Origin of the sequence: Neobacillus thermocopriae, from assembly GCF_010975035.1 — a bacterium.
In the GTDB taxonomy this organism is placed as follows: Bacteria; Bacillota; Bacilli; order Bacillales; family Cytobacillaceae; genus Neobacillus; species Neobacillus thermocopriae.
Map to the genome: position 1 here is coordinate 1 of NZ_JAAIUV010000021.1, position 21,146 is coordinate 21,146.

The following is a 21,146-nucleotide window of genomic DNA, read 5'->3' on the forward strand; positions in this document are numbered from 1 at the left end:
CAAAAATGGTATAATAATTGACCCCGTAGGGGTCAAATTAAAGTTAATATAGACCAAAAATTGCTTAAAATTTGAAAAGGCATTTCGAATTAAGTTTATTCGGAATGCCTTTTGTCTACAATCTGAAACCTGTAATGAAACAGGTTTTTGTTTTAACATTATCCAATGAATTTATTTTTTATCAACCAGGCAGCACCTAAAACGCCTGCATCATTTCCCAATGTTGCAAGAGCAAGTTTAGTAGAATTTTTTACAGGAGGAAATGCGAACTTATCGAAATAGTCTTGAACGGAATCCAAAAGAATTTTACCAGCCTTTGAAACGCCGCCTCCAAGAACGATTTTTTCCGGATTCAGTGTATTTGCAATATTAGCTAAGGCCAATCCCAAATGGAAAGCCACCTCATTTAAAACTTTGACCGCTATTGGATCCCCTTTTCTAGCTGAATCAATTACATCCTTTGCCGTTATTTTTTTGTTTCGATTGAAAATATTTGTCAATTCCCCTTTTGAATTAGGTTTATTCATTTCTTCTACCGCTAAACGAACGATCCCCGTCGCAGAAGCAATCGTTTCTAGACAGCCTGTTTTTCCACAATTGCAAGGAGCCCCGCCAACTGGAAGGGTTGTAATATGACCAATTTCCCCAGCTGCACCATTTACTCCAGTGACAATGTTTCCATTTGCGATCACTCCCCCGCCAACGCCAGTGCCTAATGTGACACAAACAAGGTTTTTTGCACCATTTCCTGCTCCTTGCCACATTTCGCCCAATGCTGCACAATTAGCGTCATTTTCAACAGCTGCTGGTAGTGACAGTACTGACTCAAGGCTGTCCCTTAGTGGAAAATTATCACTCCATCCTAAGTTTACAGCATTTAAGATGACACCTGTTTCATAATCAATCGGACCAGGAGCTCCCATTCCGACGCCAGCTAAAACAGTCTTGGATTGACCTAATTCCTCTAATTTCTCCATGATAGATGTTGCAATATTAGATGTAATATACTGGCCTTCATTTGAATGATCAGTCGGTATTTCCCATTTATGAAGGATATCCCCATCCATTGAAATAAATGCGATTTTAGTGGTTGTACCGCCTAAATCTACCCCAGCAATCCATTGATTTGACATTCTCCTCACCCAATCTTTAAATTTTTCTCATTTCTTTTAGTGCTTGTATTTCTTGTCGTAAAATTAGCAATGCCGTTTGATAGTCCTTTGTTTCAATTAGCTGTGATTTGTATAATTCCTTTAACTCTTCCTCCATCAATTCAAGGTCAGCCACTCGGTCTCCAATATAAATAACCGTTCCGAATCTTTTTAATAATTGTTGGATATCATAAATCGTTTTCATTTTTTAATCCCCTTAATTCTATTAATGGAGAATGTAACTGATTACATCAAAAGTATAACGTATGCTAAAAACGTCCTCAAGGTAATCTTTTTTGTCAAAAAAAAACCATCTGTGGTATTACCATTCAGATGGTCCTCCAAAAACCGATTGCATCATTTTTCTCCTTATAACAGGAAATTTCATTACTGAACTAACTGCAAGACGGCGCATCCAAACAGATGCGAGCAACAGATTCAGTAAACGATATCTGTAACGGAATACCAAATATACTATTGAACCAATCATCATAATAGTAGTTAAGATTCGTGACATAATCATCCCTCCTAACTTTATTTTGTGATGATGGTCATTTTTTATCCAAAAAACAATGGATTTTACGATGGGATAACTAATATAGCAATGATAGACACTAGTAAGCCCGATAGAAAATTAACCATATCATTATCTATTAAGCAGAATCCTTTTATCCTCTTAGTGGGCCTTTGGCAATGCCACGTTTTTTCAGTTTCGAGCCCACATTGACTGCAACGATAAACCTGCTGAAAATAAGCACCAATAATGGTATCGATTAAATTACCAACATAACCAAAAAGAAATATCAATAAACCAACGATTATGTCTAGCCGAAAAAACCAAAAGCTCATTGCTGCCATAAGCAGTGATCCCATAAGAGCCGCTGTATTCCCTAATAAACTAACCGCACCTGAAGTACCTTTTTCAACCCGTTTAAATGTTCGAATAAATACTGGATTCTTTTTGCTTAGACTTCCAATTTCGGAGGCCCAAGTATCTGAATTGGCACTTGCTAGAGAACATGCAAAGCCAATTAACCAGGCGTTATCTTGGTAAAAATAAAATAGCAAACTAAAAAGACCAGCCGCTCCACCATTTGCTAGTACTTGGCGCCAATCCCTTGTTGCACCCTTTGCTAATTTCTTCTCTACTGATTGTTTGACTGATCTTTTATATGCAGACCAAAAGCTTGATGTAATAAAGAAAATACCTAACAGAAGTAAGCCCTTAATCCCTACTCCTATAAATACCGCTAAACCTACAGCTATCGCAGCTAGTGAACCAGAACTATTTAATAACTTAAATAAATAACCTACAAAGCCTGTAAGGAAGATCATTAATATTATGAAAATAGGTTCCATCATAAAGGTTTTATAACCTCATCAATCGTAATGATTTTTCCTACAGGATAATCGAATGGCTCGACAGGGAAATCGGGAATGATCTGCTCATTAAATGCGAGAGAAATAGTTTTCCCATGATAATTTGTTAAAAATCGATCATAATATCCACCACCAAACCCAATCCGATAACCAGCTTTTGTAAAGGCTAAACCCGGAACAATTAATAAATCAATCTCATTCGGACCTACCTCTTCTGTCTTTTCCACAATGGGCTCCAATAAGCCATAATAAACTGATTCCAACTGAGAAAATTCAGTTAATATCCGAAAAGATAATTTTTTCTCTTTTGGATAGCATTTTGGAACAACGACTTGTTTCCCTTGTTCCCATGCTTTACGAATAATTTGATATGTATCCACCTCTGGCATTCTTGAAACCGTAACACCCACAGTTTGTGCCTGTACCCATTCTTCCTCTTTATACAATTTAGAGGCAATTTTATAAGAATAATCTTCATAAAGAGGTTTAGAAATTTTGGAGAGTGTTTCCTTCATTTTGTTTCTGATAGAGTGTTTATCAAACATCGTTTTTTACCTCCTAATATACAAAAAAACAGCAGGAAAGCCCTGCTGTTTATTTTGTTTCACGGTGTAAAGTTGTGCGCTTTTCTCTTGGGCAATATTTCTTAAGCTCAAGACGATCTGGGTTATTGCGCTTATTTTTAGTTGAAATATAGTTACGCTCTCCACATTCAGTGCAAGCTAAAGTAATATTTACACGCATGTTTATTTCCCTCCAAACGATTAAGCTAGTTCGTTCATACGACTTTTCTATAATATCATTTTTCAAAAGGAAATGCTAGTGGGTTTTTTAAAAGAGCTTGCTCCATGGAGAGTAATTCATTTTTATTTGAACCACTGATGGCCCAACTATTCAATTTGCAAGTTTCTCTTGAATGTATAGTCATTTTTACAGCTAGTATACTGGCGGCTGGCCCTTTTGCCATGGGCTGATATTTAAGAGTTCCAGCTGGAACAGAGCTCCAAATTTGATCCGTATACGCACTCCATACCGGAACTGTTGTATACTCTTTTAGCAGCTCCCCTTTAAACTGTGCATTCACTAGAAATATATTATTTTTGCTAATATGAAAAATCTTTTTGCCAGTAGGTGAAATAAATGCTAAATGATCCTGATTTACATTAGAAAAATAATACATCCCCAAAACCTTTATCTCTTTTGGGTGCACTGAATGACTACTAACATAGATACTTGAAAAACGAATTTTTGAATGGATTAATTCGAGTTTCACTTTTATTATTAACTCTTCTTCGAATATAACTTTCTCCGAACTATTATGCATCCAATAATATTTTCCATTCACCCAAATACCTGGAACGAACTCGAGTTGATCAATTGCGGACTGGCGACTAAGAGGATATATATTTTGTGGTACTTTTAAATTCATCTTCATCCACCTTATTTTCAATGATTTGAACTAACGCTCTTTTATGCGGCTATTCAAAACTGTGTCTTCCATCACTCTACTCGTATCAGCTGCAATCCGATTCCATCTGTACAAACTTTCAACCATTTCCATTCCTTTAGCGCCTATTTGATTAGCGATATGTAGATGTTTACTTAAAAAATGGATTTGTTCCAATAAGCTTTTTTCATCGCCGGGATTCATCAACAAGCCAGTTTGTAAATGCTTTATAATACCTTTCAATCCTCCAGTATTTGCAACAATCGTCGGTTTTCCTTGAATCAATGTTTCGAGTGCCACAATACCAAATGGTTCATAAAGACTTGGAAAAACAGCCGCCATACATCCTGAAATCAGTGCATTTTTTTGCTCTTCTGTAATATAACCAATAAATGAAACATGATTTTCCAACCCTCTTTCTACTGTCACCCGACGAAATGTATCAAGCATTGGTCCCTTACCAGCGATGATGAACGTGTAGTCAAACCCTTGTTCTTTCGCCAAAGCTGCTGCTTCAATTATAGTTTCGAATCCCTTTTCCTTTACCATCCTCCCGATTGAAAAAATATACTTCTTATTTTTGAGTTTCGGAATCCAATCTTCTATTTTCAAAAACGTTTCCGGAGGTTCCACACCATTTGGAATAATGATGATATTTTCTTCAGTTGCCTGAAAAACGGTAAGAAGTTGTTCTTTCATATATTGACTACAAACAATAAGTTGATCTGAACCGATAATTAAATCTCGTTCTTTTTCATGAATAAATTTTTGCATTTCTGTATAGATCCCGTTATTTCTACCATGTTCAGTGGCATGAATAGTACTCAAAAGAGGAATGGATAAAACATCCTTCAATACTAAAGCCGCTGCCCCTACTAACCAATCATGGGCATGTATCAAGTCAAAAGTGAATTCCTTTACGAGACTTTCCGCTTTAAATGCCATTGCTAAGTTTAATCCACCAATCCACGATAAAAAACAATCATCTTGATAGTTAAGTGGAGTCACTCGATGAACCTTAACACCATTTATCTCTTCAAAAGATGGCAAATGTCGGTTTCCCGCAGTCAAAACATGAATTTCATGACCAAGCTTGGCCAATTGAACGGCTAAACTACTAACATGCTTAGAAAGACCACCAACAATATTAGGAGGATATTCCCAGCTAAGCATTAGAATTTTTAATTGCCATCCCTCCATAAGTTTTGACTGAGTATCAGCTTGATGAGCGACTAATTTAGGCATTGTTCTCCTCCGGCCTATTTTTTTCCACATAATAACTATAGGTGCTTACGTAATCTCTCCACTTAGGTGGTTCTTCTTCATAGCGCTTAAATTGCAAAACATCTTGATAGAGTTCATTAGAGAGGGGAATATCCGCTGAGGGCGTGTGAATACAGGTAGATCTAAATATTGGAAAAAATGATGTTTCAGAAACATATACCCCCAGTTCAGCGACATAACTTCTGTTAGCCGTCAATCCTTTAATAAACCAAAATCCTTGTTGATAAGAAATGGAAACCTCATAAAAATGATGAGCATTTTTTCCGTTAAAAATAATTTCGGTTACATCATAAATCCTTACAATAGGAACTAACTTATCGAAATTTAAATGAAAAAATGATTGAATAATCTTTTTTGGAATGTCCGAAGCATCCCAGTAGAGAAACATTTTTTGCGGTGTTACCAGTTTCGCCTTCAGTTCACCCTTTATTGGCATTTCTTGGATCATAACTTCCTCCCATTCTGCAAACAATCAGTATATGCTATAAAGAACAAATTATTCCACTAACTATTAATTTAATCGTACCATCAGATGATGATGTTCACAATAAACGCAAATTGTCGGATTTTGCTAATTACGATAGCATCATTGTTTAACTACAAATAAATTTTTTAAAGTCACTTATATCAAATTATTTATTACAGAAATCGACAATTGCCATGATACGAAAAAAAAGATGATCCAAAGTGGATCATTTTCTGAAAAAAATTGTCTAAGCATTTAAATTTTTTCGTTCACCAGTCTCAAGAAAAATAACATTTTCAGCAATATTCGTGGAATGGTCAGCAATTCTTTCAATGAATCTGCACACAAAAGCTAATTGAATGATCTGATTCATCCCGTTTGGGTCTTGTGGAGTATAACTAAGGAACTTCTGAACTAATTTCCCAAATGTTTGATCAACCTCATCATCCTTTTCAGCACATTGATAGGCAATGCTAATATCTTCCGTATAATAGGCTGTTAAAGCATCCCTAACCATATCTAAAGATAATTCCATCATCTTCAGAATATCCCCAAATTCTTTTACAGGCTTTTCCTTCCCGATCTGAATGACCGATTTTGCAATATTTACCGCCATATCCCCAATACGCTCGATTTCAGAAGAAACTTTGATGGCAACATTAATTTTGCGAAGATCTTTAGCCACAGGAGATTCTCTGGTTATGAGCTGAAGTGCTTTATTATGAATTTCCTGTTCCATTTCATCAATTTCATAATCACGGGCAATGACCTGTTTTGCCTTTTTCATATCCTGATTAAAAAATGAGAACATAGCCTCTTTAATCGCATTTTCGGACTGGGAAGCCATATCTACTAACATTTGTTTTAATTGGGCTAAATTTTTGTCAAAATGAGATCGTATAGACATACCCTCACCCCATTATCCAAATCTCCCTGTAATATAATCTTCTGTTCTCTTATCCTTAGGATTAGAAAATATTTTACTTGTTGGGGCAAATTCAATGACTTCGCCATTTAAAAAGAAAGCTGTTTTATTTGAAATACGGGCAGCTTGCTGCATGTTATGAGTTACAATAATAATGCTATATTCCTTCTTTAATTCCTTGACAAGCTCTTCTATTTTTAAGGTTGAAATTGGATCTAGTGCCGAAGTTGGTTCATCCATTAAAATCACATCCGGTTCAATCGCAAGACAGCGGGCAATGCATAGACGTTGCTGCTGTCCACCAGATAAACTATACGCATTTTGATTTAAACGATCTTTTACTTCATCCCAAAGAGCCGCACTTCTTAAGCTCTTTTCAACGATTTGCTCCAATACTTTTTTATCACGAATACCATGAATTTTAGGTCCGTAAGCCACGTTTTCATATATGGATTTTGGAAATGGATTAGGTTTTTGAAATACCATTCCAACCTTTGTACGCAGTTCTTCAACTTGATAAGATCGATCAAGGATATTTCTGTTACGGTAAAGAATTTCACCAGTGATTTTCACACCTTGAACTAATTCAATCATTCGATTTAATATTTTTAAATATGTCGATTTCCCACAGCCGGATGGCCCAATTATGGCTGTTACTTCATTTTCCAGAATATCGAGATTGATATTTTTTAGAGCATGTTTTTCACCATACCATAAATTTAATTGACTTGTTTGATACACAATATTTTTTTCTTGTATAGAATCCATTTTCATCACTTCTATCTGTGGAGAAACCAGAGTGATCGTCATATAAAGGCCTCCTTGTTGAGTAACAATTAATATCGCTTTTGAAATTTATTTCTTATTAATACCGCTAGGAAATTCATAAACAATAATAGAATCAGTAATACAATAATTCCTGCTGCCGCAAGTGAATGAAATTCTTCTTGCGGACGACCGGTCCAGTTATAAATTTGCATCGGTAAAACAGTAAACAAATCAAATATCGATTTTGGTAAATAGGCAAGAAATAATGGTAATCCAAGTACGACCAGTGGTGCCGTTTCACCAATTGCACGGGATAAGGCCAATATCCCTCCTGTCAAGATTCCAGGTATTGCTACAGGAAGCACAATTCTTACAATCGTTTGCCATTTAGTAGCCCCCATAGCATAGGATGCTTCCCTTAATGAAGCAGGTACAGCTTTTAGTGCTTCCTGAGCCGCAACAATAATAATAGGTAAAACTAGCAAACTCATTGTAAGACCCGCTGCAAGGACACTTGTCCCTAGTGCTAAAGCACGAACAAAAACGGTTAGCCCCAGTAAACCGAAAACAATGGATGGCACACCTGCTAAATTTGATATATTTACTTTAATAAATGCAGTGAAACGATTGTCCTTTGCATATTCTTCAAGATAAATGGCTGTTGCTACCCCCAACAATAACGAAACAGGTGCTACCACTGCCATTAACAAAACTGAACCTATCAAGGCCGTATATACACCTGCTTGCTCTGGCTTTCTAGAGGGAAGACTTTGTAAAAACTGTAAATCTAAGTAACCTATCCCCTGTGAAACAATTCGATATAATAGTACTCCTAAAATGAATAGTCCGAACATCATTGCCGCAAAAAATATAATTTTGGCAAATAAGTTAACTATTACTCTTATTTTCATTCGTGCATTTATTGACTTATGATCAAAAAAATTCATTCGTATTCCTCCCTAAACCGGCGAGAGATATATTGAGCAATCAAGTTCATAATTAGTGTAAAGATAAATAATGTCATCCCGACAGCATAGATGCTGTAATAAATAGTCGTCCCATAACCAGCATCCCCTTGACTAACTTGTACAATATAAGCAGTCATCGTTTGGATCGAGTTTGTTACATTCCAATCAACGTTTGGTGTAGACCCTCCAGCTATCGCTACAATCATTGTTTCACCAATTGCACGTGAAATGGCCAATACAATTGAAGAAATAATGCCAGAGATCGCAGCCGGAAGAACCACTTTTAAAGCTACTTCAAATTTTGTGGCTCCAAGGGCAAAAGCTCCTTCACGCATAGAATTTGGGACGGAAACTAACGCATCTTCAGAAAGTGACGCAATCATTGGTGTAATCATAATTCCAATAACAATTCCCGGGCTCAACGCATTAAATAATTCAAGTCCAGGTATGATTTCCCTTAATAATGGAGTTACAAATGTAAGAGCAAAAAAACCATAAACGATCGTTGGAATTCCAGCTAACACTTCCAATATTGGTTTAATTATCCTGCGAGTGCGTTCGGTAGCATACTCACTTAAATAGATAGCGGATGTCAATCCAATTGGAATGGATACAATTATTGCAATAAAAGTAACCTTCAATGTTCCTAAAACCAAGGGTAGGATGCCAAAAGTCCCTTCAGTCTCAGAAAATGGATACCATTTTTTTGTCGTTAAGAATTCCAGAATGGAAACCGTTTGAAAGAATGTGATTGTTTCAAAAATCAAAGTTAGAACAGTCCCAATTGTTGTTAATACAGATACCACTGCTGCCAATAATAAAATCATTGGTATAAATTTCTCAATAATGCCTGCAGTATTATGATTTTTCTTCTTCTCTTCAATTAATTTCTGGATGGAAAGAGAATTCACATTTTGAATAGCCAATTCAATAACCCCCATTCGAAAACATAACAATATGAGAAGCACGAATTGGCCTCTCATATTGTATCGGGTATGAACTCCAACTTATTATTTTAGCTCCTCTAATGTTTTCAGCTGTTTGTTGTATTCATCTTTAGGCAATTTCACGTAGCCCACATCCTCAGATAAATCTGCGCAATTTTCTAAAACAAATTTCACAAAATGATAAACTTCTTCTTTGTCTTTAACTGCTATATTTTTCACATAGGTGAATAATGGGCGTGAAAGTGGTGCATATTCACTAGATTCAATAGTTTTATTATTTGGCTCAACCGGACCATTTCCTCCATCAATAGGGACCACCTTTAGATTATTTTTATTTTCTAAATAATAAGCATATCCAAAGTAACCAATCGCATTCTTTTCTCCTTTTACGCCTTGAACTAAAATATTATCATCTTCAGAAAGAGCTGCTTTTTCTGCTAATGGTTTTCCTTCCAGAACTACTTCATCAAAATAGTCGTATGTTCCTGAATCTGTTCCAGGAGAGAAAAGCTTGATTTCCTCATCCGGCCATTCTGGTCGAATGTCAGACCATTTCTTCACAGTTCCATCTTCAACCCAAATTTTCTTTAATTCGTCAATCGTAAGGTAATCTACCCAATCATTTTCTTTATTTACAACAACAGTAAGCCCGTCAAATGCTAATTTTAATTCAGTATAATCAATGCCTTTTTCTTCAAGTTTGGCCTTTTCTTCATCTTTAATTGGCCTTGAAGCGTTGCTTAGGTCTGTTTCACCAGCAATAAATGCTTCAAATCCTCCACCTGTCCCAGAAGATGCTACAGACACCTTCACGCCAGGTTGCTCCATTCCATACTCTTCAACAACTGCCTCCATAATTGGGAATACTGTGGAAGAACCATCTATTTTAATTTCACCTTGCAACTGCTTTGTTTCTTCTTCTACTTTTTTACTATTATTGTTCTGGGTTTCTTGTGCATTGCAGGCTGTGGTGAATGCTAGCACTCCGACCATGATGGCTGTTAGTGCTAATTTCTTAAAGCTTTTCATTCCTTCATTCCCCCTAATAGCTCCGTTTTATTTGTTGGCATATTTGGCCTACAAGACTAAGAATAAAGTATGACTGTTAACCTTGTTTGAAACTAGTGTTAAACATTTGTAAATGGATGTTGAAAATTTGTAAATTTTTCATCGAACAGATAAAATTCTAATATTTTTAGCACAAAAAAACTTGCCTCATATTGAGACAAGTTTTTAAATGAACCATGGAATTGTATATATTGTTCTATATTTGAACTCTTTTAATTCTCAGTAGCAGTTTCAGTTGTATTTTCGCCACCCTTTTTTAATTCAAAATAAGCATCCATTACACGACGGCCAATTAAGTGATTGATACTTGGTCCACTATGCCCCTGGTAGGCCCACGGAACAACTACAGCCATTGCTATTTCCGGATTATCATATGGTGCATAGGCAACAAGACTTAAGTTCGTCACTTCGGTTCCACGTTTTGATTTGTCAGAACCATCGTAAAAAGCTTCAGCAGTCCCCGTTTTCCCTGCTGGATTATAAGAGGCGCTTTTCCAGTGACCCACACCAGTACCGTCACCAACCTGCATTACCATACGGAATCCTTCTTGTACCCGTTTAATCCATTCATCTTTCATATCAATACGATTTAAAACCTTTGGTTGCATTTCTTCAATAATAGGTCCTAATTCATTATTTTCCATTAACGGTTCTCGAATTTCCTTAACAATATGTGGCTGAACCCGATAACCGCCATTTGCAATTGTTGAAACATATTGAGCAACCTGGATTGGCGTATAGGTGTCATACTGGCCGATAGCCAAGTCCAAAAGCAAACCAGGAGTCTTTGCTGAACCTGGGAAACCGGTCATTTCATTTGGAAGATCAATTCCAGTTCGAATACCAAGTCCAAATTGACTATAGTATTTTCTTAGTGTGTCAAATGCTGAATAATCAATAGGAAGCCCTTTATTAGGGATATATTGTCCACCAGCCATTTTAATCACTGTTTTCCACATATAAACGTTAGATGATACTTGTAAAGCTCTTAAATCATTAATGGAGCCAAAGGTTTTCCATGAAGATTTAACTGGTGTACCTGCTATTCTTAATGGTTCATCCAATATAACTGTTCCTGGCGTTATGGCACCAGAATGGTATCCTGCCAAAATGGTTGCACCTTTAACAACGGAACCGACGTTATAGGAACTGGTAAAAGTACCTTGGGCATAGTCTCTCATTTCAAGTTTTCCTGTTTCTTTATCCTTGACCAATTGTCTGCCAGCCAGTGACAGGATTTCACCTGTTCGAGGATCCATTAAAACAACAAATGCTCGGTCTAAAAGACCGGTATTAGGGCTTTTTTTCGCATTCCACATTTCTTCCTCAATAATTTTTTCAACCTGGGACTGTAGCTCCATATCAATGGTTAAAACTAGATCTTTTCCTCTCTTACCTTCTGAAATAACTTCGGTAGATAATACTTTTCCTGATTTATCTGTAATGTTTTTTACCTTCGCCTTTTCTCCACGAAGGACATCTTCATATTTTAATTCAAGATAACTTTTTCCAACCCGATCATTTCGACTATAATCACGTGCCAGATATTTATCAAGCTGTTCCTTTGGTAAGCCTGATTCCGATGAAGATACATCCCCGAGGATAGACTTTAACGTTTTACCAAACACGTATTCCCGTTCCCAATCCGTTGTTGTATCAACACCTGGAAGATTCTCTAAATTTTCACTTACTGCTGCAAACTCTTCTGGAGTAACATCTTTATTTTTTACAATTTGCGGGGTTAATGCATAACCACTATTAAAAGTCATATAAATAGCCCATGTTTCCAAATCGTCATAGGTTAATCTGGCTAAATCCTTATCATTAATTCTTTCGAGTTGCAGCTTATATATATCTTTATCATCTAATTTTTTTTCTTTGAATAAAGCCCACTCTTTGTCCTTAATTTTTGCTTTCGCCTCTTCTGGATAGAGAGTAATCCAAAGGTCTTTTTTATCACGTTCACGAACTTTGGATATATCTTTATCAATCAATTTTGCTAATTTTTTGGCTGTATCAAGCATTTCTTTTTTCGTTGTATCTTTTGATTTTGTATAAATTATCGCGTTTAATGGAGTATTATCTACGATAACATTGCCGTTTCTATCAATGATTTTTCCTCGCGGTACAGGGTTACTTACCGTAATATCCTCTGTCCTTTCAATCTCACGTTTAAAATCCTCGCCAAATACAATCTGTAGTTCTCCCAGACGTAAAACGAGAATTGAAAATAATAAAAATACTACAAAAAATAACATATTTAGCCGAAACGGAAGCTGTGGCTTCTTCTTTTTATTTCGATTCATGGTAAAATCCACCTTCCCCTACACTTAACCTTTTCTATTTTAAAGGAATAAGATGTTTTTTTCCACGAGGAACTCTTGCCAGTTTCACAAAACTTGAACTCCCTAAATCTACATAGAAAAATGCGATGAGCAAAGATGCACATCGCATTATGTAACTGGCAGCTGCACTCTTTTTATAAATAAATATATCAATGTATGTCCGGCACCAAGTAGCAATAATAAGATTGGTATACTTTTTTCCTCATTAAATAATGTAACCGCCACTAAAAAGGCGAGGATCGAAACAATCCTTCCTGAATTTAAAAATATTTCCCGGACAACAATATACTCTATTCTCATTTCAGCAGCTTTCCAACCAATTCCAATTACATCATATGTAGTTGAATTATATGGGACGAGTAGGAGCGGGTAGGCGATAGCAATTGTTCCAGCATAAATTAACAGTTTAACATAACTTACATCCCAAACAATTAACAAAACAGCAGCGTAAAGTAAAATTCCACCAATAAGAATTGCTTTTTTTCGAAAAGATTTCTTAATATATCTTGAAGCAAAATAATAAGCGATGAACGATATTCCTGAATTTAATAATCCAAAGGTTCCTAAAGCCATTTCACTACCAGTTGCAATATATACAAATACAGAAATAACAAACAAAAACGTTCCTTCTCTAAGCCCTTGAAAAAAATGAGCATTTGTCACTAGACGCCAATTTTCATTTTGTTTTCTTTCTTCAATAATCCGCTTAAAACAATACTTTCCTTTTGCTGGCCTTCGCTTTAACGAAAAGCTTAACAATACGGCAAGTGCAAATAATCCTAGTGATAAACCAAAGATAATTGTATAACCAGTAAACTTTTCAAATTTTGTAATAATAATGCCAGCAGCAATTGGGCCAATCATTCCTCCAAAAGAAGAAAGAATCCCTAAAAAGCCATTAAAAAAATCTCTTGTCTCTGGCTCAGTTATTTCAAAAGTTAGGACATTATAGGCAAGCCAATAAAAACCGTAGCCTATTCCCAATAAACTTCCTAGGAGGAGTAAATAGGATGAGGCATTTGTTCCAGTTATGAGGACAGCAGCGTAAAACAGAGCTAAAAATATGACTCCAATCCTTAATACAATTACCCTATCGATTTTTTTAGCCCAGCGACCTGCTAAAATAAACGTTAACGGTTGCAGAACAACAATCGATAGGTTATAAAGCGCAAGATCAGTAAATTCACCCGTTTGTTTCCATAAATAAATGTTAACAAATGTGTTAGATAGGGCCACACTCAAAGAGTATAAACCGCCAATAATCAACAATAATGTTAAATCCTTTGTAATTTCAACGTCCCCTAAAAACTTAAATTTTTTCGCCATACAGAACTCCCCTTTTTCTTAAAAAGTAGTCTTCAACAAGAGAAGAGTTCTTATTCAATTTTAGAGGAAATAAAAGAGGGTATCCCTAAAGTAAAACTTTTAGAACACCCTTGTTGTTTAATTTTGTGTTATTCAAAAATAAAAAAGTAAAGTATGGTCTTCTACCTATATTTAATAAAAAACTAAAAAAAGGCTGATCCCCAAAAAGTCCTTTATAGACCTTTTGGGCAGCCTCTTTTTGTTTAAATTTTATAATTATTTTGCAGCGCTGTAACGCTTAGCCACTTCATCCCAATTAACTACATTCCAGAATGCAGCAATGTAATCTGGACGTTTATTTTGATATTTTAAATAGTAAGCATGCTCCCATACATCCAAACCAAGAATCGGAGTTTTACCTTCCATTAATGGAGAATCTTGATTTGGTGTGCTGGAAATCTCTAACTCACCATTGTTTACAGATAACCAAGCCCAGCCAGAGCCGAAGCGAGTAGTAGCGGCTTTTGTAAACTCTTCTTTAAATTTTTCAAAGCTACCAAATTTATTATTAATGGCTTCTGCTAATTCACCTGTTGGTTCACCGCCTCCGTTAGGAGAAAGAATTTGCCAGAACAATGAATGGTTCGCATGGCCACCACCATTATTACGAACGGCAGTACGAATTGCTTCAGGCACTGCATCCAAATTAGAAATTAGTTCTTCCACAGTTTTGGAAAGCAATTCTTCATTACCAGCAAGTGCATTATTTAAATTAGTAACATATGTGTTATGGTGTCTTGTGTGGTGAATATTCATTGTTTCTTTGTCAAAATGTGGTTCAAGAGCATCTTCTGCATAAGGTAATTTTGGTAATTCAAAAGCCATGAAAAATTCCTCCTATGTATTATTTTAATCACAGCTTTAGTAGCCTAAAAAACCCTTTTGGAGTTTTAGAAAATTCTAAAGCTTCTTCTTAAGATTACCAAAGACCGGTAATCGATTTCAAATAAAATGCTCCCATTAAACAAATTTAAAATCCCTCAAAATCCTATTTATTATACCAAGGAAGCATGAAGACTTCATCTCTTAATTACCACCATTCTAAGAACAATAGATGATTCTTGTGCAGAATTGCTTCAACAGATACAATAGAGTGATGAATACTATTTAAAGGTGGTTTTATATGAATATTTTTAAGCAATTTATGAAAAGCATTTATTCTCCAAAGGATATTGCTTTATTTCGGTTACAAGGAATCGGAAAAACCATTATGTATGTCTTCCTATTAACTCTCATTTCCATTATTCCTTCCATAATTTATTTTAGTTCAGCATTTACTACAGGACTTGAAATGACGAAAACATACATGAATAAAACACCTGACTTTTCTATTAGCAATGGGGAACTTACTGCGGACACGAAAGTACCGGTCATAATCAAAGAAAATTCATTAACATTCATACTGGACCCAACAGGAGCCATTTCCGATGCGGATATTGCCAATGAAGGAGATGCCATCGGACTTTTAAAAAATGAATTTGTTATTTCCGCAGGAGGGCAAACAAAAACCTCTTCTTATTCAATGATGCCAGGGCTTGAATTGTCTAAAGATGAAGTTAACAATCTTATTACCAATATCATAAGCCTAAAAAATATCATCATTCCCTTAACGGGAGCAATCATGTATTTAATGGCAATTGTATCCATGTTTATTGAGATAACTATTGTCGCTTTAATCGGCTTGGCATTAGCAAACATTTTAGGGAGAAAACTTAGTTATTCTCACCTTTGGAGAATGGCTACATACAGCGAAACTTTGCCAACATTATTTTTTACGATCATGGCTGCACTAAAAACAACCGTACCAAATGGTTTCATTATTAATTGGATTGTTGTATTAATCGTGTTATTATTAGCTATTAATGAAATACCGAAACAAAATCAAAGCAACTGATCATCTTTTCAAGATGTTCGTTGCTTTTTTTGTTCTACATATAGTTGGACAAGCATACGTATGAACTATCTTTAAGAATAGGGGGCTTATCCGATGAAGAAAATAGTAGGTTTGATTTTAGTAATCCTTACTATATATGTTATTTTTATTGACTTGACTGTTGGAACCATCCCATCCGTCTCGAAAACAACAGTGGAATCAACTATAGAGGATACTAAAGAACCTAAATCGGACATACCTTCTTTTCAAGCAAAAGTGAATCCAGGTGAAACGGTGATTACAATCGTGGAACATCATTTAAATCAACCTCTTCCAATCCCTATTTCTGATTTAATTCAAGACTTTCAGCAGTTAAATCCCGGAATAAAACCAGAAGAAATTCAAATTGGCTCTACATATCATTTTCCCGATTACTCAAAATAATGAGGCTAACCCTTATTCTTGTCAAAATCACAACTGGACTGATACAATTAAGTCGTATTGCTTTTAACCCATATTTTTCAATCCATTAAAGGAGAGAATTCCACGTGAGTGAAATAATACATCGAACAAAAACCCGTCCTGTTAAAGTGGGCAATTTAACAATTGGCGGAAACAACGAATTAATTATACAAAGTATGACAACAACAAAAACTCATGATGTAGAAGCAACTGTTTCAGAAATAAAACGACTAGAAGAAGCAGGTTGCCAAATTGTCCGTGTTGCTTGTCCAGATGAGCGAGCAGCAAATGCCATCCCAGAAATTAAGAAAAGAATTAATATTCCTCTAGTTGTTGATATACACTTTGATTATAGACTGGCTCTTAAAGCTATTGAAGGCGGAGCAGATAAAATCCGAATTAATCCGGGTAATATCGGAAAAAGAGAAAAGGTTGAAGCAGTTGTAAAAGCTGCGAAAGAAAAAGGTATACCAATTCGAATTGGAGTTAACGCTGGTTCTTTAGAAAAGAAAATACTTGATAAATATGGTTATCCAACCGCTGATGGTATGGTTGAAAGTGCACTCCATCATATCAAAATTCTTGAGGATTTAGATTTCCACGATATTATTGTTTCAATGAAAGCTTCAGATGTGAATCTGGCCATTGAGGCATATGAAAAAGCCGCTCGCACTTTTGACTATCCTTTACATTTAGGAATTACAGAGTCTGGTACATTATTTTCTGGAACCGTAAAAAGTGCGGCAGGACTTGGAGCAATCATTAGTAAGGGAATAGGAAACACTCTTCGGATCTCATTAAGTGCCGACCCTGTGGAAGAGGTAAAAGTTGCACGAGAACTGTTAAAGGTATTTGGTCTTTCTTCCAATGCTGCTACCTTAATATCCTGTCCAACTTGTGGCCGTATTGAAATTGACCTCATTAAGATTGCAAATGAGGTGGAAGAATATATACAAAATATAAAAGCACCAATAAAGGTTTCGGTCCTTGGCTGTGCAGTTAATGGACCTGGTGAAGCCCGTGAAGCGGATATTGGGATTGCCGGCGCTCGTGGGGAAGGACTGCTTTTTAGAAAAGGGAAAATTGTCCGTAAAGTCCCTGAAGCCGAAATGGTTGAAGAACTAAAAAAAGAAATCGACAAGTTAGCTGAAGAATATTTCCAGAAAAAAGCAGAAGAAGAAAAAGCATTTTAATAACAGTTAAAGAAACCCGGTACATAACCGGGTTTCTTTTTATGCTCCTATGTTAAAAAAACGGAAGAATAAAGATACCTACAATAATCGATACGGCTCCTATTCCAATAGCCCAAGCACCAAGACTTTCAGCACCTCTACGTCTTGCAACAAAACCTAATATAACCCCTGCTACACCAAATAGGATTGGCATAACAAATAATGATAATATAGAAAGGGCTAAGGCGATTGTTCCTAAACCTGTTCCTCCCATTGCCCTTGTTTCACCATCAGCTTCTACTCTTTCTCGATCCCTAATAAATGGTACGGGTGCTGCAATTTCAGCAGCAGTTTCTTCTCTGTCATTTTCTCTAGAACGATTTGGAACAGATGCTTTCTTCTTCGTTTCTCGGTCCTCTTTGTCAAGAGAAACCACCTTTGGACGATTGGAATCGAATTCCGAAGCGGTTTCTTCCTTAAAGTTGGAGGATTGGTTCGTTATAGGTGAAGCAATTTCAGAAGCTGTCTCCTCCCTAAATTCTGATGGAGAATTAGGGATATTTGAACCTATATTTAAACTTTGACGTGCTTCTTTCCCTTTCGTTTCTTGTTCATCTACCATCCAAATCCCTCACTTTCAATGATAGGAGCATTTATTATTGTGAACTGTTCACGCACTTTTACTATGCTAATGTTTGACTTAAATAGTTAGTTATTTCATAACACGAAAAATTTTTCTTCTTTATCGAGGAAAATGTTTGGTAAAATAAAATAAGACAAAGAAGCATTTGAAGGTGAACAGAAGGATGAAAAAAAGATTTGGCATCGATATTGATGGAACTGTAACTTGTCCAACATCGTTATTACCCTTTATTAATCAAGCTTTTAACATAAACCTTGCCTACGAAGATATTATTGAATATGATCTAACCCCTTTCGTAAATGTTCCTAAGGAAGAATTTGCAAAATGGTTTGCTCAAAATGAACCAATCATTTACGAAGGTTCTCCTCCTGCCAAAGGAGTAAAATCAGTGTTGAATAAATGGGAAAAGCAGCAGCATGAATTATATTTCATCAGCGCCCGTGGACCGCATTTATTGGAAGTTACAAAAAAATGGTTTATAGACCAAGGACTTACTTTTCATCATATTGAATTAATTGGTTCCCATGATAAAGTGGAAGCAGTTAATAAATATGGGATCGATCTATTTTTTGAGGATAAACATGATAATGCCGTTATTATTCATGAAGAATGCAAAATTCCTGTTATTTTATTTAATACTCCTTATAACCAAGACCCCATTCCAAAAGGGGTTATCCGTGTAAATACTTGGAATGAGGCGCAAATTTGGGTAGATCAATGGCTTAGACAACAGGAACAAGTGTATGAAACGAAACCATTAGTAATGTAATAAAACAAAAAACCAGCTCTAGAAGCTGGTTTTTTATTGAATACAATCTGGACAGCGACCATAAATTTCAAATTTATGACCTGAAATATCATATCCTTTTAAGTTTTCACTTAATCCATCCATCGGGCACGTATCAATTTCTTTTGATTTCCCACAGTCTAAACATATAAAATGGTGGTGGTGATGGTGGCGTGAGCACGTAAAGCGAAAGTGCTTTTCACCAGATAATTCTGTCATCTCTAAAATTCCCATCTTAGCAAATAAGGATAGATTTCGATAAATGGTATCAAAGCTTAGACCAGGATACTGATCCTTTAATTGATCTAGTACATCCTTTGCCGTTAAATATTTGTCACTATTTGCGAATAATTGAAGCATGTCTTCTCTTTTTCCTGTGAGCTTAAAACCATTCTCCTTTAAGCATTGAATGGCCTCATTTACATTCACATCACACACCCCCTGCCTTATATATTTTAACATTTATTTTTTTATAAAAAATAACCATTAAAAGGATAAAAATTGAAAGGATTACGATTGTTCCTCCCGGAGCTAAATCTAAATGATAGGCTGCAAATAATCCTCCTAAAACAGATATCTCTCCAAATAAAATTGAGAAAAAAATGGTTTGTTTAAAGCCTTTTGCAATACGAATACTAGCTGCAACCGGCAAAGTCATAAGAGAAGACACCAAAAGGATGCCAACAACCCTCATCGAGGCTGCAATCACAAGCGCAACCATTATGATAAATACAAAATGTATACTTTTAGCAGCTATCCCCGAGGCTTTTGCATATTCTTCATCAAAAGACAATAAAAACAATTCTTTATATAATAAAAGGACCGCTGCAACTACTATAATGCTAATAGCTAAAATGACCATTAAATCTGTTCGGCTTACAGCTGAGACGCTCCCAAATAAATAGCTAAACAAATCTGTATTGAATCCATTGGCTAGCGAAATAAAAATGACGCCAAGGCCAATTCCCCCGGAAAGAATAATTGGAATGGCTAATTCTTGATAATGGCTATATACACTTCTTAACTTTTCTATAAAAAGCGAACCACCAACAGAAAAAACCATCCCTAAATAGAGTGGATTTATGCCTGTCATCGCTGAAAAATATTTTTCCATAAGGAGGCTAGCCGCTATACCAGCTAATGTCACATGACTTAAAGCATCTGCTATAAGTGATAATCTTCTTACCACAATGAAAACGCCTAATAATGGGGCTAAAAAACCTATCATAATTCCTGTCAAAAAAGCATTTTGTAAAAATTCATACTGGAAAATACCCTGGATCATTGTCTAGCGCCTCCGTGTTCATGATGATGGGTAAGTAAATGTACATCATGACCATATACCTTGGACATTTCTTCCATTCTCATTTGCTCAAATTGATTCGTATCTCCATGAAAATGTAAATGTTTATTAAGACAAGCTACATGTGAAACTTTATCGGAGACAGTTCCAATATCATGTGTCACCATTAACAATGTGATGCCTTTATTTTTATTTAAATGCGCCAACATTTGATAAAAATTATTTACATTTTCCACATCTACACCAACAGTCGGTTCATCTAGGATCAATAGCTCTGGTTCACTTACAAGCGCACGTGCGATAAAAACTCTTTGCTGCTGTCCCCCAGATAGCTCCCCTATATTTCGATGAATAAAATCTCTCATTCCAACTGCCTCTACGGCCTCAACCACCTGAGCAGAATGTTCCTTTTTAAAAACCTTGAATATCCCCATTTTCTTGGTTAATCCACTAGCCACAACTTCAAACACAGTGGCTGGAAAGCCGGTATTAAACGAATTCGCTTTTTGGGATACATAGCCGATTTTCTGCCAATCTTTAAATTTACCTTGTTCCTGACCAAACAAATAGATTTTTCCTGTTTGCACTTTTAGCAAGCCCAAAATTAATTTAAGTAAAGTGGACTTCCCTGAGCCATTGGGACCAACGATCGCTAAAAATGCTCCCTTTGGAATAGATAAACTGATGTTTTCAAGAACATAATCCTTTTCATATTGGTAATATACATTTTTTATTTCAATAATAGATTCCATTTAATCTTTCACCTTTTAATTTTAAGAATCATTACGATTT

Annotated in this window: 25 protein-coding genes; 4 read left to right on the forward strand and 21 right to left on the reverse strand. The window is 35.8% G+C overall.

The genetic code is table 11. The annotated features are described in order from the left end of the window. Positions 1 to 158 precede the first annotated feature (158 nt). From G4Z05_RS12505 to G4Z05_RS12585, 17 genes are all read right to left on the reverse strand, one after another. Positions 159 to 1,133, reverse strand: coding sequence for an ROK family glucokinase (locus G4Z05_RS12505; RefSeq protein ID WP_163252188.1), 975 nt, complete (start codon positions 1,131 to 1,133; stop codon positions 159 to 161). 16 nt (positions 1,134 to 1,149) lie between these two features. Next, a complete protein-coding gene (locus tag G4Z05_RS12510) occupies positions 1,150 to 1,356 on the reverse strand; it encodes a YqgQ family protein (RefSeq protein WP_038536137.1) in 207 nt (68 codons plus the stop codon). 117 nt (positions 1,357 to 1,473) lie between these two features. Next, on the reverse strand, positions 1,474 to 1,668 hold the full coding sequence (locus G4Z05_RS12515) for a hypothetical protein (RefSeq protein ID WP_038536140.1): 195 nt from the start codon (positions 1,666 to 1,668) through the stop codon (positions 1,474 to 1,476). Positions 1,669 to 1,730: 62 nt separating this feature from the next. Then, entirely contained in the window at positions 1,731 to 2,513 is a 783-nt protein-coding gene (locus G4Z05_RS12520; protein WP_163252189.1) for a DUF92 domain-containing protein, read from the reverse strand. Continuing rightward, positions 2,510 to 3,076 (reverse strand): 5-formyltetrahydrofolate cyclo-ligase, encoded by a 567-nt coding sequence (locus G4Z05_RS12525; RefSeq protein ID WP_038536145.1) that lies wholly within the window; start codon positions 3,074 to 3,076, stop codon positions 2,510 to 2,512. The genes G4Z05_RS12520 and G4Z05_RS12525 overlap by 4 nt, the downstream gene beginning before the upstream one ends. A 49-nt stretch (positions 3,077 to 3,125) precedes the next feature. Next, positions 3,126 to 3,275 (reverse strand): 50S ribosomal protein L33, encoded by a 150-nt coding sequence (rpmG, locus tag G4Z05_RS12530; RefSeq protein WP_038536147.1) that lies wholly within the window; start codon positions 3,273 to 3,275, stop codon positions 3,126 to 3,128. A gap of 55 nt (positions 3,276 to 3,330) precedes the next feature. Then, complete coding sequence (locus G4Z05_RS12535) at positions 3,331 to 3,960, reverse strand: hypothetical protein (protein WP_163252190.1); 630 nt, start codon at positions 3,958 to 3,960, stop codon at positions 3,331 to 3,333. Positions 3,961 to 3,990: 30 nt separating this feature from the next. Then, positions 3,991 to 5,223 carry a glycosyltransferase family 4 protein gene (locus G4Z05_RS12540; RefSeq protein WP_163252191.1) on the reverse strand — a complete coding sequence of 411 codons (1,233 nt, stop codon included), beginning with the start codon at positions 5,221 to 5,223 and terminating at the stop codon, positions 3,991 to 3,993. Continuing rightward, positions 5,216 to 5,710 (reverse strand): DUF4912 domain-containing protein, encoded by a 495-nt coding sequence (locus G4Z05_RS12545; protein ID WP_163183271.1) that lies wholly within the window; start codon positions 5,708 to 5,710, stop codon positions 5,216 to 5,218. The genes G4Z05_RS12540 and G4Z05_RS12545 overlap by 8 nt, the downstream gene beginning before the upstream one ends. A 265-nt stretch (positions 5,711 to 5,975) precedes the next feature. Next, positions 5,976 to 6,635: a phosphate signaling complex protein PhoU gene (phoU, locus tag G4Z05_RS12550; protein ID WP_038536154.1), complete on the reverse strand. Its 660-nt coding sequence runs from the start codon at positions 6,633 to 6,635 to the stop codon at positions 5,976 to 5,978. A 12-nt stretch (positions 6,636 to 6,647) separates the two neighbouring features. Further along, entirely contained in the window at positions 6,648 to 7,427 is a 780-nt protein-coding gene (gene pstB, locus G4Z05_RS12555) for a phosphate ABC transporter ATP-binding protein PstB (RefSeq protein WP_420872905.1), read from the reverse strand. Positions 7,428 to 7,489: 62 nt separating this feature from the next. Further along, positions 7,490 to 8,332, reverse strand: coding sequence for a phosphate ABC transporter permease PstA (gene pstA, locus G4Z05_RS12560; RefSeq protein ID WP_420872906.1), 843 nt, complete (start codon positions 8,330 to 8,332; stop codon positions 7,490 to 7,492). A gap of 32 nt (positions 8,333 to 8,364) precedes the next feature. Beyond that, positions 8,365 to 9,330, reverse strand: a complete 966-nt coding sequence (gene pstC / locus G4Z05_RS12565; protein WP_163252237.1) for a phosphate ABC transporter permease subunit PstC — start codon at positions 9,328 to 9,330, stop codon at positions 8,365 to 8,367. 69 nt (positions 9,331 to 9,399) lie between these two features. Next, positions 9,400 to 10,365: a PstS family phosphate ABC transporter substrate-binding protein gene (locus tag G4Z05_RS12570; RefSeq protein WP_163252194.1), complete on the reverse strand. Its 966-nt coding sequence runs from the start codon at positions 10,363 to 10,365 to the stop codon at positions 9,400 to 9,402. A gap of 251 nt (positions 10,366 to 10,616) precedes the next feature. Continuing rightward, a complete protein-coding gene (locus tag G4Z05_RS12575; RefSeq protein ID WP_163252195.1) occupies positions 10,617 to 12,710 on the reverse strand; it encodes a peptidoglycan D,D-transpeptidase FtsI family protein in 2,094 nt (697 codons plus the stop codon). A 147-nt stretch (positions 12,711 to 12,857) separates the two neighbouring features. Next, positions 12,858 to 14,075 (reverse strand): MFS transporter, encoded by a 1,218-nt coding sequence (locus G4Z05_RS12580; protein ID WP_163252196.1) that lies wholly within the window; start codon positions 14,073 to 14,075, stop codon positions 12,858 to 12,860. Positions 14,076 to 14,330: 255 nt separating this feature from the next. Then, positions 14,331 to 14,939 (reverse strand): superoxide dismutase, encoded by a 609-nt coding sequence (locus G4Z05_RS12585; protein ID WP_038536170.1) that lies wholly within the window; start codon positions 14,937 to 14,939, stop codon positions 14,331 to 14,333. 298 nt (positions 14,940 to 15,237) lie between these two features. On the opposite strand from G4Z05_RS12585, the gene G4Z05_RS12590 reads away from it, so the two are divergent. The 3 genes from G4Z05_RS12590 to ispG all read left to right on the forward strand — a co-directional run bounded on the left by G4Z05_RS12590 (position 15,238) and on the right by ispG (position 17,642). Continuing rightward, positions 15,238 to 16,008: a DUF1189 domain-containing protein gene (locus G4Z05_RS12590; protein ID WP_163252197.1), complete on the forward strand. Its 771-nt coding sequence runs from the start codon at positions 15,238 to 15,240 to the stop codon at positions 16,006 to 16,008. Between the two features lie 93 nt (positions 16,009 to 16,101). Continuing rightward, positions 16,102 to 16,431: a hypothetical protein gene (locus tag G4Z05_RS12595; RefSeq protein ID WP_163252198.1), complete on the forward strand. Its 330-nt coding sequence runs from the start codon at positions 16,102 to 16,104 to the stop codon at positions 16,429 to 16,431. A gap of 113 nt (positions 16,432 to 16,544) precedes the next feature. Then, the gene (ispG, locus tag G4Z05_RS12600) at positions 16,545 to 17,642 is read left to right on the forward strand and encodes a flavodoxin-dependent (E)-4-hydroxy-3-methylbut-2-enyl-diphosphate synthase (RefSeq protein WP_327990076.1); all 1,098 of its coding nucleotides are present in this window, start codon (positions 16,545 to 16,547) and stop codon (positions 17,640 to 17,642) included. Positions 17,643 to 17,694: 52 nt separating this feature from the next. Here ispG and G4Z05_RS12605 read toward each other — a convergent pair whose 3' ends face one another. After that, positions 17,695 to 18,057 (reverse strand): hypothetical protein, encoded by a 363-nt coding sequence (locus G4Z05_RS12605; RefSeq protein ID WP_163252238.1) that lies wholly within the window; start codon positions 18,055 to 18,057, stop codon positions 17,695 to 17,697. A 370-nt stretch (positions 18,058 to 18,427) separates the two neighbouring features. Between G4Z05_RS12605 and G4Z05_RS12610 the strand changes: the two genes are divergently transcribed. Continuing rightward, positions 18,428 to 19,033, forward strand: a complete 606-nt coding sequence (locus G4Z05_RS12610) for a 5' nucleotidase, NT5C type (RefSeq protein ID WP_163252200.1) — start codon at positions 18,428 to 18,430, stop codon at positions 19,031 to 19,033. 33 nt (positions 19,034 to 19,066) lie between these two features. On the opposite strand, the gene zur is transcribed toward G4Z05_RS12610, so the two are convergent. The 3 genes from zur to G4Z05_RS12625 are packed head-to-tail and all read right to left on the reverse strand — an operon-like array spanning position 19,067 to position 21,106. Then, entirely contained in the window at positions 19,067 to 19,480 is a 414-nt protein-coding gene (zur, locus tag G4Z05_RS12615; protein ID WP_163252201.1) for a zinc uptake transcriptional repressor Zur, read from the reverse strand. Position 19,481: 1 nt separating this feature from the next. Continuing rightward, entirely contained in the window at positions 19,482 to 20,336 is an 855-nt protein-coding gene (locus G4Z05_RS12620) for a metal ABC transporter permease (protein WP_163252202.1), read from the reverse strand. After that, positions 20,333 to 21,106 carry a metal ABC transporter ATP-binding protein gene (locus tag G4Z05_RS12625; protein WP_163252203.1) on the reverse strand — a complete coding sequence of 258 codons (774 nt, stop codon included), beginning with the start codon at positions 21,104 to 21,106 and terminating at the stop codon, positions 20,333 to 20,335. The genes G4Z05_RS12620 and G4Z05_RS12625 overlap by 4 nt, the downstream gene beginning before the upstream one ends. Positions 21,107 to 21,146: the final 40 nt, after the last annotated feature.